Below are 13,911 nucleotides of genomic sequence, written 5' to 3'. Positions count from 1 at the left end.
CTCGCCGGCACCTGCCTAGAGTGCTTGACGTCGACGTCAACGTCAATCCCCAGGAGCCGACGATGTCTGCCTTCGAACTGTCCGAGGACCACGAGACGTTCCGTAAGGTCGTCCGCGACTTCGCCGAGCGTGAGATCGCGCCGCACGTGGCCGAGTGGGACCGCGAGCACCGCCTCCCGCTCGACGTCGTGGCCGCGATGGGAGACCTCGGGCTGTTCGGCCTCGCGGTGCCGGAGCAGTACGGCGGGGCCGGCGCCGACTTCACGACGCTCTGTGTCGCCATCGAGGAACTCGGCCGGGTCGACCAGTCGATCGGCATCACCCTCGAGGCGGGCGTGGGCCTCGGCATCAACCCGATCCTCACGTACGGCACCGAGGAGCAGAAGCAGACCTACCTGCCCGATCTGGTCGCCGGGCGCGCCCTCGCCGGGTTCGGACTCACCGAACCCGAAGCGGGATCGGACGCGGGCGGCACCAAGACCCGGGCGGTGCTCGACGGTGACGAGTGGGTCGTCAACGGCGCCAAGGCGTTCATCACCAACTCGGGAACCGCGATCACCTCGGTCGTGACCATCACCGCCAAGACCGGCGAGAACGAGATCTCCAGCATCCTGGTGCCCGCCGGCACCGAGGGGTTCATCGTCGAGCCGCCGTACTCCAAGCTCGGCTGGCACATCAGCGACACGCACGGGCTGACCTTCGACAACTGCCGCGTCCCCGCGGCGAACCTGCTCGGCGAGCGGGGTCACGGCTTCCGCCAGTTCCTCGCCGTGCTCGACGACGGCCGCATCGCGATCGCCGCTCTCGCCGTCGGGCTCGCCCAGGGCTGCCTCGACCTCTGCGTCGACTACGCGAAGACCCGCGAGACGTTCGGGGTACCGATCGGCGCCCGCCAGGGCATCGCCTTCCAGCTGTCCGATCTCGCGGTGTCGGTCGAGGCGTCACGGCTGCTCACCTACAAGGCGGCCGCGCTGAAGGACGCCTCGCGCCCGGCGAAGGAGATCAAGCAGGCGGCGTCGATCGCCAAGCTCTACGCCACCGAGGCCGCCGTCACCGCCACCCGCGTGGCGACCCAGGTCTTCGGCGGTAACGGGTTCATGGAGGAGTACCCGGTCGCCCGGTTCTACCGCGACGCCAAGATCCTCGAGATCGGCGAGGGCACCTCCGAGGTGCAACGCATGCTCATCGCGCGTGGGCTCGGGCTGCCCGTCCAGTGAGCACCACCGACGACATCGTCGCCGCCCGCACGGCCACCCTCGCGCCACCGGAACGCGCCGCGGCCAAGCTCGCCGACCAGCACAAGCTGTACGTCCGCGAGCGCATCGCGCTGCTCACCGACGAGGGCAGCTTCGTCGAGGACGGCCAATTCGCGAACGCACTCGCGGTGGGCCTCCCGGCCGACGGCGTGGTCACCGGCCAGGCGCTCGTCGACGGCCGGCCGGCGCTGCTGGTCGCGAACGATCCCACGGTGAAGGCGGGGTCCTGGGGCGCGCGCACCGTCGAGAAGATCATCAGGATCACCGAGCGGGCCCTGGTCGAGGAGCTGCCGATCTTCTGGCTCATCGACTCCGCCGGCGCCCGCATCACCGACCAGGTCGCGCTGTTCCCCGGCCGCCGCGGCGCCGGCCGCATCTTCCACAACCAGGTGAAGCTCTCCGGGAAGGTCCCGCAGATCTGCTGCCTGTTCGGCCCTTCCGCCGCCGGCGGTGCGTACATCCCCGCCTTCTGCGACGTCGTGATCATGGTCGACGGCAACGCGTCGATGTATCTGGGTTCCCCCCGCATGGCCGAGGTCGTGGTCGGCGAGAAGGTCACGCTCGAGGAGATGGGCGGTGCTCGCATGCACACCGAGGTGTCGGGGTGCGGTGACCTGCTCGCCTCCGACGACGCCGACGCCATCGAACAGGCGCGGATCTTCTTCTCCTACCTGCCGACGTGCTGGCGCGAGCCCGCCCCCGAGGTCGACGCGCTCCCACCCGCGGCGGTGCTCGACGAGAACACCGTTCCCGCGGCCGAGTCCCTGCCGTTCGACATCCACACCGTGCTCGACGGCGTGCTCGACGCCGACAGCTTCTTCGAGATCAAGCCCCGCTACGCCGCCGAGGTCGTGGTCGGTTTCGGCCGGGTCGACGGCGCGCCGGTCGGTGTCGTCGCCAACAACTCGGTGGTCCGGGGAGGTGTCCTATTCGTCGACTCCGCCGACAAGAGCGCCCGGTTCATCGAACTGTGCGACGCCTTCAACGTTCCGCTGCTCTACTTCGCCGACGTCCCCGGTTTCATGATCGGGAGCGACGTCGAACGTCAAGGCATCATCCGGCACGGCGCAAAGATGATCACCGCGATGGCCTCGGCCACCGTGCCGCAACTCTCGATCATCGTGCGCAAGGCGTACGGCGCCGGGCTCTACGCCATGAACGGCCCCGGGTTCGAACCGGACATCTGCATCGCCCTACCGACCGCCAAGATCGCCGTCATGGGCCCGGACGCCGCGGTCAACGCCGTCTACGCGGGCAAGCTCGCGACCATCACCGACGCCGACGAGCGCGCCGCGTTCAGCGCCGCACGGCGCGCGGAGTACGAGGTCGACGTCGATCTGCTGCGCCTGGTGTCCGAACTGGTCATCGACGACATCGTCGAGGCCGCCGACCTGCGGGCGCAGATCTCCCGACGCCTCGCCGTGCTGGTCGGGAAGTCCCGCGCCCAACCCGAGAAGCACCACGGGGTGCGACCGGTGTGACCGACATCCAGGTCCGCGGCACCACCGATCCGACGGCGATCGCCGTCGTCGTCGCCCTGCTCAGCAGCCGGACCGACGACGACCAGACCTCAGCGCGCACCGGTGTGGCGGCGTGGCGGCAGGTCCGCCGCGCTGCCCTCGCCGAACGGGCCGCCCGTCGAATCCGTCCGGCGATCCGCTGATTCCGCGGCGGGACGCGTTCACGCCGACGGTCGGGCCCGCTCCCCCTTGACCCGCTCGACGATCCGGTTCGAACTCGCCGCCATCGAGCGCAGCTGAGCAGGACTGAGCGCGTCCACGACCAGTCGCCGGACGTTCGCCGCATGGGCGGGCGCCGTCGCGACGACCTTGGCGTAGCCGTCCTCGGTGAGGATCGCGATCGTGGCCCGACCGTCACGCGGATCGGTCTCGCGACGGACCCAGCCGCGACCCTCCAGACGTGTGACGAGGTGGGACAGCCGGGACAACGACGCGTTCGTCACCTCGGCGAGCTCGCTCATCCGCATCGTGTGCGCGGGCGCCTCGGACAGCATCGCCATCGTCATGTACTCGGGCCAGCTGATCCGGGCGTCGCGCTGCAGCTGGCTCTCCAGCGCCCAGGGCAACTCCACCGTCAACCTGGCCACCGCCAACCACTGCTCGACCTGCTCGGGCGTCAGCCACTCCGCCTCGGCCACGGGGTCGAAGGGGGTGCGGTCAGACCGGGCGCTCATGCCACCAACAGTAGCCGTGACTTGAGTGTTCAAGTGAAGAACCGCACGGGCGGCAGAGGAGTCAGCCCAACCAGGGCGGGGTGAAGACCCCCAGTTGGTAGCAGATGGCGGCCATGTCGTCGGCTGCCCACTCCTCGCTGATCCGGCCGTCGCGGACGCGGTAGATGTCCACGGCGTCCCACCGGATCTGTCGGCCGGAGGCCGGCACACCGAGCAGATCCCCCTGCTGGGTGGCTGTGACCACCAACCGAACCGTCACCAGATCGCCCTCGGCGATGACGTCCTGCTCGGCAGCGTGCAGGTCCGGCAGCGCACCGATGAACCCGGTCAACAGGTTGCCGACGTTGTCGGCGCCGGCGACGGTGCCCAGAACGCCGCCGTGCCAGACGACGTCCGGAGTCACGTAGTCCGCCGAACGATCCGGACGGTGCTCGTTGAAGACCCGTTCGATGTACTCCCGGGCGACCTTCTTGTTGTCCTCGATGGTGCTCACGGCCGTGTCCCTTCGTCGTGACGATCCAGCGGATTCACTTGATCGTTCAAGTGAAGGGAACACCTCGATGACTTGAAGCGTCAACTAACTGCGACGTGCTCGTGGTCACAGGCGGCGGTCAGGCGACCCTCCTGTGCATCCTGCGACGCTTCTCCGACGGCATGGCGGAGAGGTGCCCGAACTGGGCAGCCTGATCAGGTGACACCACCTCTGACCCGAACACGCGCGCTGGTCACCGGAGCGACCGGTTACATCGGCTCCCGCCTGGTGGCCGAGCTCGCCCGCCACGACCAGGCGGTGGTGGCCACCGCTCGTGACGTCGACAAGCTGGACCACTTCGGCTTCCCGGAGCAGGTCGGCCGGGTGACCCTCGACGTCTCGTCACCGCAATCGTGCGCCGCCGCCTTCGCCGCCGCGGCGGAGCACCCCGACGGCCCGGTCACCACCGCCTACTTCCTGGTCCACTCGATCGGAGAGGGCGATTTCGCCGCTCAGGACCTCGACAGCGCGCGGGCCTTCGCCGCCGCGGCGAACGAGGCGGGCGTGGAACGCATCGTCTACCTCGGCGGGTTCGTGCCGCGCGACGAGGACCTGTCCGAACACCTGGAGAGCCGCGCCGACGTCGGCGACGCCCTCGGCGAAGCGGGTGTCGAGACGGTCCGGCTGCAGGCAGCGGTCATCCTCGGTGCAGGGTCGACGTCCTACGAACTGGTCCGCCACATCACCGAGCGGGTGCCGGTGATCCCGATACCGCGGTGGATGAACCCCCGGTGTCACCCATCGCCGTCGACGACGTGCTGCGGTACCTGCGGGCTGCCGCTGACCCCGCCCGACTTCCGGCCGGTTCCTACGAGATCTCGTGCGGCGAGAACCCCACGTACGCCGAACTCCTCCGGGCCTACGCGGAGTCTCGAGGACTGCGGCGGCGGTGGGTGCCCTCGCCGCCCGTCCCGCCGGCGTGGGCGGCGCGCATCGCCTCGTGGCTGACACCGCTGCCCCACGCCCTGACCGCCGACCTCGTGCTCAGCCTGCCCAACTCGATGGGAAGCCGCGAGAGTCGCATCCGGGGCTACGTCACCGACCCGGACGGCGGCTTGACCTCCGTCGAGGAGGCGCTGCGCCGGTCGACACGGCCGGAACCGTTGCACGACGTGTGGCAGACCGCGGATCCCCTGCAGCTGACGTCGACCGACCCGGCGTGGGCCCGGTGACGTCCGGGCGCCGGCTCGGACGCCGCGACGCCGACGCGCGCTCGTCCGGCCCGCGCCGCTGCGACCGTCGGCCGGGCCGGGTCAGTCGCGCTGTCCTCGTGAAGGGACCGCGCCGGTGTGCACGACGTCGTCGGCGACGTCGCGCAGTTTGCGGTTGGAGTTCTGGCTGACCTGCCGCAACACGTCGAACGCCTGCTCCTGGGTGAGCCGGTGGTGCGCCATGAGGATGCCGGTCGCTGCGCCGATGAGGCGGCTGCTGTCGAGCGCCCTCTTCAGGTTGAGGTTCTCGTCCTGCTCGTCGGCGTTGGACAGTGCCAGCGCGGCGTGGGCTGCGAACAACGCGCCGGCCTCGGCGATCGTGTCGTCGAACGCCCCGATCCGGTGGGAGTAGAAGTTGAGGGCGCCGAGGGTGTCGTCCTGGACGAACAGCCGCATCGACAACATGCTGTGGACGTCGAGCTCGGCGGCGGCCCGGCGGCTGAACCGCGGCCAGCGCTCGGTCTCGGCGGCCAGGTCGGCGGTGCGGAACGTCCCCTCCTCGGAGATCGCACTCAGGCACGGGCCCTGTCCGGTTTCGTACTGCAACGCGTCGACGTCCTCAGGCAACCGGCCGGAGGACGCGGGCGTGCTGAACTCCCCACGCCTCACGACGGTGATGCCCGCGTGGTCGACGCCGTCGAGCTGGGCGACGGCGAGACGCGTGATCGCGTTCCAGGTGTTCTGCACCCCCACCTCGTGGTGGAGGAGGCGGGCCACGTCGACCATCGTGTGGGCCAGGGTGTGCGGGGTGATCGTCACGGCGCAGGGCTCCTCGTGTCCGACCGGACACGAGGCGCCGCCGAGATGGCTGGAGGCGCGTTGATTCGGCCCGGTTGACGATGGTGCTGCTGTCGAACGACCAGGCGTCTGAGTCGCGTGATACCCACCCGGCGCGGAGTGCAACCGCGGAGGACGAGGCGTCAGCGACGCGTCGACTCGGCGTCGGGTCCGCCGGTCACGTCGATCCGCGACTTCCGGAGACGGTTCTGGTGCGCGCGGGCGACGAGTGTCACCCCGGCGTCGGTGGCGGTACGCACGGCGAGCCCCCACTGCGTGGAGTCCGCCCGCGCAGGGTGCGACGCGGCGATGAGGGCGTCCGCGGTGCGCAACGCGGCGTCGGTCTCGTCCGCGGTGACCACCGTGGCGAGCAGGTCTCCCGACACCCGCCCGACGAACTCCGCGAGCTGCGTGGCCTGCGGCGGGAGGGGGACGCGATCGGTCACCATCACGACGACGGCGGGCCGGGTCGGACCGGTGAGCCACTCGTCGACCGCCAGGAGCAGACCGGTCTCGGTGAGGGTGCCGGCGGCGTCCGCGACGAGTTCGTCGAACGCGGAACCCGAGCCGGGTGTCATCTGGGCGGTCACGTCGACGTGACGTACCAGGACATGACCGGAGTGACCCCTCGCCGTGAAGCCGACACGGAACCACCGCAGCCCGCCCGGCACCGCGCACGGGTAGACCGTCCACGACGACGTCCGACGACCGGACAGCACGGCGTTCAGCGCGCGCAGGGCCGCTCCCACCGCGGGCGCCCCGGCGCTTTCGGACGCGCGACACACCTCGAGGTAGTTGGCGCCCACGCCGTTGCGCGCCGACGTGGGCACGCCCGCGAAACCGATCCACGCGTCGTTCACGGCCAGCACCTCCCCGTGTTCGTCGACGACACAGCACGCATCGGCGGTCGAGCGCGGAACGGGCGCGGACTTCTGGCGACGGGCGGGCGCGGGCTGACCGACCGCAACCGAGGTCCGGTCGACGACGGCGCCGCTCGGGGCGGGCGACGTGGCGCCGGCGGAGGGCACGTACAGACCGTCACGTTCGGCGCGGACCGCGGCCAGGGTCCGGCTCGTCGCGTCGAGTTTCACGAGGACGTGTTCGATGTGGGCGGCGACCGTTCGGGGCGCCACCGTCAGCGTCCGGGCGATCTCCTGGTTCGTGCACCCCTCGACCAACAGTCCGAGGACCTCGAGTTCCCGCGGTGTGAGACCGCGCAGGTCGGGTTGCGGTGACATCACCGCGACGGCCGTCGTGCGGGACGTGACGTCATCGGGCACGGCGAGGACGGTCACCTGTACGTGACTCTCACCGTGACGGTGCCCGGCGACCGGCCACAGGAACGAGGAGAACGGCTGCCGGGCCCCGAGCCGGTCGCGGCACACACGTACGAGGACCGAATCCGGCGTCATCAGCAGGTGCGTCGGCAGGCCCGGGAGAGGCTCGCAACTGCCGTCGTCGCGCAGGACGATCCCGGCCGTCGCCCCGCGGACGAGTCGGGAGGCTGCGGTGACCGAACGCATCGGGTCGATGCTGCGCGCGAACACCGGGACCAGTTGCTGGAGGGCGTGACGGGCAGCGGCGGTCGGCGGTCGGCGATCGCCGGAGAGCAGCGCGAGGAAACCGACGTGTCGGCCGTCGGCAGCGAACAGGCCCACGGCGAGTGCCTCGTACACGGAGGCGGGCATCAGGCAGTCGGCCCAGGTCGACAACTCCTCGGCCGGATACGGCAGATCGGACGGGCTGAGGGGCGGCCGGGCCACGTCGGTCCCGGTGATCTCGATGTCTCTCGCCATGGTGGGGCCGGCGAGGAAGTCCACGATCCCCTCGGACAGGTCGACGCTCTCGACCGTGCGGTAGTCCGGACCCCCGGGGTCGACGGCCGCGAGCCAGGCGCCGTCGAACGCGAGCGTCGGACGCATCAGGTCCAGCAACGTTCGCGCGTGTTCGCGTGTCGATCCCGCCGACGCGATCGCATCGGCGAGCATCGTTTCGAGAGGGAGGCTCTGTGACATGACGCCTCCGCACGACATGTGCCGGAACGAGTTGTTCCGGCAGCCGACGGGCTCCGTCATGAACCACCGTCAGTGTAGCGACGTCCGGCGCCGCGGCGTGGACTCCGGCAGTCACACCCGGGTACGGCCGCCACGTGCGGTGGGCGGCTGATCTCCTCAGACGGCGACCGCCCGGACCGGTCGGCCCACGGACGGCGTGCGGGATGTGACCGCCTCGTAGAGCTGGATGTGCTCGGTGACCATGCGTTCCGTCGAGAAGCGCTCCTCGGCCGAGACCCGGCACGCCGCGCGGTCGAGGTCCGCCGCCTCGAGCAGGGCTGTCGCCATCGCCCTGATGCCGTTCCGGACGAAACCCGTGACCCCGTCCTCGATGATCTCCGGGGCGGAGCCGGCCACCGTGGCCACCACCGGCGTTCCGGTCGCCAGCGCCTCGACCATCACCAACCCGAACGGCTCGTCCCACTGCAGGGGGTTCACCAGCGCACAGGAACCCCCGATCAGCTCGAGCTTGTCGGCGCTGCCGAGTTCCCCCAGGAACTCGATGTCGTGTCCGAGCAGCGGCCGGACCTCGGCCTCGAAGTACTCGCGTTCGGCCGGCTCCCGGAGCTTGGCCGCCATGCGCAACGGGACCCCGGCCGCCCGGGCGACGAGCGCCGCCTGCCGCGGCCCCTTCTCGGGGCACATGCGTCCGAGGAAGCTGGCGTACCCGCCGTCGCCGCGGCCGATCGGGACCGTGCCGACGTCGATGCCGTGGTGGATCACGGCGGCGATGTCCATCCCGCTCGCGGTCGAGGCCTGGTGGTGCGAGATCGCGACGAGGAAGGCCTGCCGCATGGCTCGGTAGAGCGGAGCGAGGAGGGCGTTGAACGGTCCGTGGGCCGTGGTCACCACGGGCGTCCGGCCGATGGGCCGGCTGTAGAGGGGACCGGCCATCGTGTGGTCGTGCACGAGGTCGACCTGTGCTTCGTCGAACGCGGCGTAACTGCGCACGACGTGACGGAGTTCGGTGACCGTGTCGGCGCAGACGGGTGCACCGACGCCGGCTCGGGGACCGTCGGGGAGTTGCGGCACCGGGCACGTGCTGTTCGAGGCTGCGGCCAGCACCACCTCGTGACCGGCGCGGACCAGGCCACGGGCCAGGTGGTCCACGACCGACTCGGTGCCGCCGTACGCAGGCGGCGGGACCGGAACGGCGGGCGGGGCGATGAGACCGATGCGCATGACGGGAACTCCTCGAAGCGTGGCCCAGGTCGGGCACGGTGGGGGCGGCACCCCATGCAATCCCGTCACGGACGTCGCGACCATCGGCAGAGCGACCGGTGCGGACGAGGACGAGATGTGCCGGGATCGGCAGGACGACCGATGTCGCAGGCCCGGCTGAGCCGGTGTACTCGACAACGAGTCCGCGACCGGAACGGACGACGGTCGCCCGCCACGAAGGAGGAGCCGCCATGCAGGCGGTAGCCGACGAGCACCCCACCCCGGTGGACGCGAACGCGCCCGACACCCGCAGCGACATCGAGATCCTCGCCGCTCTCGCCCGCGGGATCATCGAGGGGCGGAAGGGGTCCGCGACGTTGTCGGCCCTGGCTGGGGCCGCCGCGTCGTTGATGCCGGAGGCTCGGTGGGCCGGTCTGTCCCGTGCGGTGCACGGAGGGTTGGTCGTCTGTGCCGCGTCCGACCGCGCGGCGCGCGACATGGACGCGACGCAGTGCCGGCTGGGCACCGGACCGTCCGTGAGCGTGCTCGCCGCCGACCGGGCGGAGTGTGTGACGTCGGACCTCGCAGCGGACGGACGATGGCCGGAGCTCGCGGCGCAGGCGCACGCGCGGGGCGTGCGCGGCGTACTGGCCGCCCGTGTCGTGGTCAGCACCGTCGAGGACTGCCCGTACGTCGTCACCTTCTACGCGGACCAGGCGGCGGCGTTCGACGGCGCGGGTGCACGCGACCGTGCTGATCGCTGCGTCGCCTTGATGGGCCTGGCCGTCGCCGCGGTGGTGAGCCGGGAGCAGGCCCGCAACCTGACGGTGGCGCTCACGTCCAACCGCGAGATCGGCGTGGGCATGGGCGTGCTCATGGCCCGACACCGCATCGAACGCAGTCAGGCGTTCGACCTGTTGCGCATCGCGAGTCAACGCGCGAACCGCAAGTTGCGCGATGTGGCCAGCGAGGTCGCCGACACCGGGACGCTCGAACTCCCGCCGGCACGCTCCCCCCGGTTGCGGGCGCGGGATGCTCGGGCGGATGAGCACATCGCGTGACATCGCCGCGCTGCGACGGGAGCTCGCAGCGCTCGTGTCCTCCTGCTCCACCGTCGAGGACCGCGCCCGAGCGGTGCTGCAGCAGCTCGGCGAGAGGCTGCCCTTCGACGCCGGGTGGCTCGCGGTGCGCGACCCCGAGCGTCGACTCCACACGCCGCTCGCCACCGTGGGTGCGACCGCGCCTCTGCGCGCCTACTTCGCCCGGCCGGATGCCGACGACGAGGTGGAGCGGTTGGGTCTCAACGGCCGCCGACCGCCGATGCTGGCGACGGAGGTCCCCGTGCCGCTGTCGGACGTCGCGGCGTGGGCCGACCACCTGCTGCCAGCCGGGTTCCGGAACGGCCTCGCCTCCGCGTTGTTCACCGCACGGGGCCGGCACGTGGGCTTCCTCAGCCTGATCTCGTCGGACCGGTCGCGGCCCACCGCGGCCGACCGTGCGCTGGTCGCGGCCGTCACGACCGCGATCGCGGAGAACGTCGACCGCACCCGCGACATCGCGGAGACCGCCGGCATCGTCGGGACCGCCGACGCCGGGGTCGTCCTCAGCCGCGCCGGCGACGTCCTCGCGATGCCGGGCCTGCCCGGTGACCGCCTGGTGGCACCGGGTTCGCGGGTCCTCACCGTCGTCGCGGACGAACTGGCCGCGGGTGGGCCGTACCTCTCGTTCCTCTGCGAGGCGCCGGGCTCCGAGGATCGGCTGCGCCGGGTGGTCGCGCTGGACCTGGCCCGCCCGGAGCTCGACCACCTCAGTGCCGCCGTGCTCGTCGGCCCGCCCGGCGATCTGCTCGGCCTCACGGTGGGCGACCTGCGGCTGCTGGGTCTGGTGGTCGAGGGCGTCGCCGACCCTGCCGCCCTCGCACGCGGGCTGCGCGTGGCGCCGCGGGTCGCGGCCGATTCCCTGGAACGGGTGCTGTTCGTCCTGGGCACCCGTGACCTCGCGGTCGCCGCGGTCCGCGCGCTACGCCGGGGGTTGCGCATCCCGCCCGGGGTGTCGGCGCGCGCGTGAACGGTGAGCTGGGCACGGCGTCGGTTGACGCGTGCCCCTGTCACACCGAGCGGGAATCCCCCGACGGGTACGGCTCGAGGCTCACCTCGACGCCCCGCGGTACGCCTTCCACCAGCGTCCGGTCAGCTGTCACCTCCACGCTGACGGTGCCCTCCCCGAGCGTCACCCCCTCGACCCTGAGCGGCGTGAAGGACGGCGGAAGCGCCGGGTCCACCGAGAGCGTCGCCTGCGGGAGCTCCGGATCGAATCGCAGCAGGGTCCGGATGAGCTGCACCGGGGTGGCGGAGGCCCACGCCTGCGGCGAGCAGGAGGTCGGGTAGGGCACCGGCTCGGGGAACTCGTCGCGGTCGAAACCGCAGAAGAGCTCGGGCAACCGCCCGTCGAAGAACTCGGCCGCCTCGAGCAACCCCTCGGCGATGCGTTGCGCCGACGCCACGAAGCCGTACCGCATCAGTCCGGCGACGAGGAAGGCGTTGTCGTGCGGCCACACCGAGCCGTTGTGGTAGCTCACCGGGTCGAAGGCGCCCATGGCGCTGCTGAGCGTGCGAACGCCCCACCCGCTGAACATCTCCGGGGAGAGGAGATGCTCCGCGACGGCGCCTGCCTTGTCCGCGTCGACGATGCCGCTCCACAGCAGGTGGCCCATGTTGGAGGCGCAGGCGTCGACCGGGTTCTTGTCGCGGTCCAGAGCGAGGGCGTACAGGTTCTTCTCCGGGAGCCAGAAGCGTGCGTTGAACGCGGTCTTGAGCGCCGACGCACGTTCCGACCAGTGCTGGAACCCGTCTTCGTCATCCCACCACCGGGCCAGCGCCGCGCGGGCCCGGTAGGCGGCGTAGGCGTACCCCTGCACCTCACACACGGCGATCGGCGACTCGGCCGGCCGGCCGTCGGCGAAGGTGATGCCGTCCCACGAGTCCTTCCACCCCTGGTTCGCGAGCCCGCGGTCGGTCGTCCGGTGGTACTCGACGAAGCCGTCCCCGTCGCGGTCGCCGTGGCGTTCGACCCACGCCAGAGCGCGGTCCGCGTGCGGCAGCAGCTCCCTCACCGCGTGGCGTTCTCCTCCCCACCGGGCGAACTCGCCGAGCAGCACGACGAACAGCGGGGTGGCATCGGCGGTCCCGTAGTAGATGCTGCCGCCACCGAGTGAGAGACCGGAGTCCACGCCCAACCTGATCTCGTGCAGGATGCGGCCCGGCTCCTCCTCGGTCACCGGGTCCGTCACGCGGCCCTGGTGGCGTGCGAGCGTCTTCAGGGTGCCGAGCGCCAGACTCCGGTCGACCGGCATCGCCATGTACGCCGTGAGGAGGGAGTCACGACCGAACAGCGCCATGAACCACGGAGCCCCCGCGGCAACCGCCGCAACCGTCGGGTCTTCCGGGTCGAAGATGCGCAGTGCCCCGATGTCCTCCTGGCTCCGGCGCAACGTCCGCTGCAGGCTCTCGTTCCCGGTCGTCGCGATCGGTGTGGTCTGCCGCCAGCGCTCCAGTCGCCGCGCCGGCAGGGACTCCTGTCCCGGCCGGTCCAGCGGGAAGAACGGCTCGACCGGCTCCCCGTCGACGACCGGACCGACCAGCAGCGACGTGGACCACCGTCCCCGCGCGGGGACCACGGCGTCGTACTGGATGCGTCCGGCCCCGGACCCGATGCCCGCGGCGACGACGAACGCGCCGCCGGGCGCCTCGATCACCGTTCCACGGTGGGTGCCCCGCCAGTGCAGGTCGAGGCACAGGAGGTCGTCCCCGGCGTGCACCCGCAGTTCCCCCCGCGGCTGGACGCGCCCCTCCTTGGCTTCGAAGATGTCAGCGAAGTCCGCCTCGAGCGTGATCGTGACGGTGCACCTCGCCGGTTCCGAGCCCGGGTTGCGCAGCACCAGGTCCTCCCGCATCCCGTTGCCGATCCGCCGCTCACGCTGCACCAGCAGGTTGGTGTCGGTTCGGCCGAGCCGCCGCGGGAGCCGACCGAGGAAGAGGGCCCGGTAGGGATCGGGGGTCGTGGCCGACAACGGGTCGGGGACCTCGTCGTCGACGCGCAGCTCCCACCGCGAGAGGATGCGGGTGTCGCGGAAGAACACCCCGCTCGGGCCGTTGCCGCCGATGTCTCCCCCGGACGAGCAGATGCAGAAGGACGACCCCTCGACCACGGTCACCGAGCCGCCTCCGACCGCGGGCTCACCCCGCGGGGGCAACACCGGCCGTGGGGTGTCCATCGTCGTGACCCTCCGTCGTCGCCGCGTCCGGCCCGTCCAACCTCCGTCGTGCAGCCGCGTCGCGGCAATGGGCCGTTCTGCCGATGGTGGTGCCGGGGTTAGGTCGGCTGTGATGGCGGTCCAGCGACGAGCGAGCGACGAGGAGGAACCGCATGCGCGTGGAGGAGCTCGGCGGGGACGAGGCCACGGTGTACCGCGCCGTCGCCGAGTTGGAGGACGCCACGTCGGCTCCCCACCTCGACGACATCGCGCGGCACGCCGGCCTCGATCTGGAACGCACCCGCTCAGCTGTCCACGAACTGTTGCACACCGAACCGAAGATCCTGCACCGCGTGGACGACACCAGTGGGACGGACCTGGGCCCGGTCTACGAGCTCGCTCCGCGGGCCTGAGCGGCGCCGTGCGGGCCGTCGCCGGAGAACTCGACGAGCTCCATCCCGTGTACGGACCCGG

The 13,911-nt window shown here is 71.4% G+C and carries 14 protein-coding genes; 8 read left to right on the top strand and 6 right to left on the bottom strand.

Annotated features, from left to right (window positions below; translation table 11 throughout):
• Positions 1–62: 62 nt before the first annotated feature.
• Genes ACXR2U_RS01590 through ACXR2U_RS01580 form a run of 3 tightly spaced genes read left to right on the top strand, consistent with a single transcriptional unit; the run spans position 63 to position 2,919 of the window.
• Complete coding sequence (locus tag ACXR2U_RS01590; RefSeq protein ID WP_458823162.1) at positions 63–1,217, top strand: acyl-CoA dehydrogenase family protein; 1,155 nt, start codon at positions 63–65, stop codon at positions 1,215–1,217.
• Positions 1,214–2,737 (top strand): acyl-CoA carboxylase subunit beta, encoded by a 1,524-nt coding sequence (locus ACXR2U_RS01585; protein ID WP_458823161.1) that lies wholly within the window; start codon positions 1,214–1,216, stop codon positions 2,735–2,737. The genes ACXR2U_RS01590 and ACXR2U_RS01585 overlap by 4 nt, the downstream gene beginning before the upstream one ends.
• Entirely contained in the window at positions 2,734–2,919 is a 186-nt protein-coding gene (locus ACXR2U_RS01580) for a hypothetical protein (protein WP_458823160.1), read from the top strand. The genes ACXR2U_RS01585 and ACXR2U_RS01580 overlap by 4 nt, the downstream gene beginning before the upstream one ends.
• 18 nt (positions 2,920–2,937) lie before the next feature.
• Here the strand turns inward: ACXR2U_RS01580 and ACXR2U_RS01575 are convergent, their stop codons facing one another.
• Together ACXR2U_RS01575 and ACXR2U_RS01570 are read right to left on the bottom strand one after the other, a co-directional pair.
• Entirely contained in the window at positions 2,938–3,450 is a 513-nt protein-coding gene (locus tag ACXR2U_RS01575; RefSeq protein WP_458823159.1) for a MarR family winged helix-turn-helix transcriptional regulator, read from the bottom strand.
• A gap of 61 nt (positions 3,451–3,511) precedes the next feature.
• Positions 3,512–3,943 carry an ester cyclase gene (locus tag ACXR2U_RS01570; protein ID WP_458823158.1) on the bottom strand — a complete coding sequence of 144 codons (432 nt, stop codon included), beginning with the start codon at positions 3,941–3,943 and terminating at the stop codon, positions 3,512–3,514.
• A 198-nt stretch (positions 3,944–4,141) separates the two neighbouring features.
• Between ACXR2U_RS01570 and ACXR2U_RS01565 the strand changes: the two genes are divergently transcribed.
• Both ACXR2U_RS01565 and ACXR2U_RS01560 read left to right on the top strand, forming a co-directional pair.
• A complete protein-coding gene (locus tag ACXR2U_RS01565; RefSeq protein ID WP_458823157.1) occupies positions 4,142–4,930 on the top strand; it encodes an NAD(P)H-binding protein in 789 nt (262 codons plus the stop codon).
• Positions 4,876–5,154 carry a hypothetical protein gene (locus ACXR2U_RS01560; protein ID WP_458823156.1) on the top strand — a complete coding sequence of 93 codons (279 nt, stop codon included), beginning with the start codon at positions 4,876–4,878 and terminating at the stop codon, positions 5,152–5,154. The genes ACXR2U_RS01565 and ACXR2U_RS01560 overlap by 55 nt, the downstream gene beginning before the upstream one ends.
• 81 nt (positions 5,155–5,235) lie before the next feature.
• On the opposite strand, the gene ACXR2U_RS01555 is transcribed toward ACXR2U_RS01560, so the two are convergent.
• From ACXR2U_RS01555 to ACXR2U_RS01545, 3 genes are all read right to left on the bottom strand, one after another.
• The gene (locus ACXR2U_RS01555; RefSeq protein WP_458823155.1) at positions 5,236–5,952 is read right to left on the bottom strand and encodes a GAF and ANTAR domain-containing protein; all 717 of its coding nucleotides are present in this window, start codon (positions 5,950–5,952) and stop codon (positions 5,236–5,238) included.
• Positions 5,953–6,113: 161 nt separating this feature from the next.
• Positions 6,114–7,892, bottom strand: a complete 1,779-nt coding sequence (locus tag ACXR2U_RS01550) for a helix-turn-helix transcriptional regulator (protein WP_458823154.1) — start codon at positions 7,890–7,892, stop codon at positions 6,114–6,116.
• A 249-nt stretch (positions 7,893–8,141) separates the two neighbouring features.
• Positions 8,142–9,206 carry a glycosyltransferase family 4 protein gene (locus tag ACXR2U_RS01545; RefSeq protein WP_458823153.1) on the bottom strand — a complete coding sequence of 355 codons (1,065 nt, stop codon included), beginning with the start codon at positions 9,204–9,206 and terminating at the stop codon, positions 8,142–8,144.
• 230 nt (positions 9,207–9,436) lie between these two features.
• Between ACXR2U_RS01545 and ACXR2U_RS01540 the strand changes: the two genes are divergently transcribed.
• Both ACXR2U_RS01540 and ACXR2U_RS01535 read left to right on the top strand, forming a co-directional pair.
• Positions 9,437–10,246: an ANTAR domain-containing protein gene (locus ACXR2U_RS01540; protein WP_458823152.1), complete on the top strand. Its 810-nt coding sequence runs from the start codon at positions 9,437–9,439 to the stop codon at positions 10,244–10,246.
• Positions 10,230–11,252, top strand: coding sequence for a hypothetical protein (locus tag ACXR2U_RS01535; protein WP_458823151.1), 1,023 nt, complete (start codon positions 10,230–10,232; stop codon positions 11,250–11,252). The genes ACXR2U_RS01540 and ACXR2U_RS01535 overlap by 17 nt, the downstream gene beginning before the upstream one ends.
• Positions 11,253–11,292: 40 nt before the next feature.
• Here the strand turns inward: ACXR2U_RS01535 and ACXR2U_RS01530 are convergent, their stop codons facing one another.
• The gene (locus ACXR2U_RS01530; protein ID WP_458823150.1) at positions 11,293–13,458 is read right to left on the bottom strand and encodes an amylo-alpha-1,6-glucosidase; all 2,166 of its coding nucleotides are present in this window, start codon (positions 13,456–13,458) and stop codon (positions 11,293–11,295) included.
• Between the two features lie 152 nt (positions 13,459–13,610).
• On the opposite strand from ACXR2U_RS01530, the gene ACXR2U_RS01525 reads away from it, so the two are divergent.
• Complete coding sequence (locus ACXR2U_RS01525; RefSeq protein ID WP_458823149.1) at positions 13,611–13,850, top strand: hypothetical protein; 240 nt, start codon at positions 13,611–13,613, stop codon at positions 13,848–13,850.
• The last annotated feature ends 61 nt before the right edge of the window (positions 13,851–13,911 follow it).

The organism is Jatrophihabitans sp. YIM 134969 (assembly GCF_054456675.1).
This window is presented reverse-complemented; position numbering and strand designations above follow the sequence as displayed.

Excerpts from the sequence above, each read along its gene's own strand:
- ACXR2U_RS01590 (WP_458823162.1), top strand. The coding sequence starts at position 63 with ATGTCTGCCTTCGAACTGTCCGAGGACCACGAGACGTTCCGTAAGGTC.
- ACXR2U_RS01575 (WP_458823159.1), bottom strand. The coding sequence starts at position 3,450 with ATGAGCGCCCGGTCTGACCGCACCCCCTTCGACCCCGTGGCCGAGGCG.
- ACXR2U_RS01550 (WP_458823154.1), bottom strand. The coding sequence starts at position 7,892 with ATGCGTCCGACGCTCGCGTTCGACGGCGCCTGGCTCGCGGCCGTCGAC.
- ACXR2U_RS01545 (WP_458823153.1), bottom strand. The coding sequence starts at position 9,206 with ATGCGCATCGGTCTCATCGCCCCGCCCGCCGTTCCGGTCCCGCCGCCT.
- ACXR2U_RS01540 (WP_458823152.1), top strand. The coding sequence starts at position 9,437 with ATGCAGGCGGTAGCCGACGAGCACCCCACCCCGGTGGACGCGAACGCG.
- ACXR2U_RS01535 (WP_458823151.1), top strand. The coding sequence starts at position 10,230 with ATGAGCACATCGCGTGACATCGCCGCGCTGCGACGGGAGCTCGCAGCG.
- ACXR2U_RS01530 (WP_458823150.1), bottom strand. The coding sequence starts at position 13,458 with ATGGACACCCCACGGCCGGTGTTGCCCCCGCGGGGTGAGCCCGCGGTC.
- ACXR2U_RS01525 (WP_458823149.1), top strand. The coding sequence starts at position 13,611 with ATGCGCGTGGAGGAGCTCGGCGGGGACGAGGCCACGGTGTACCGCGCC.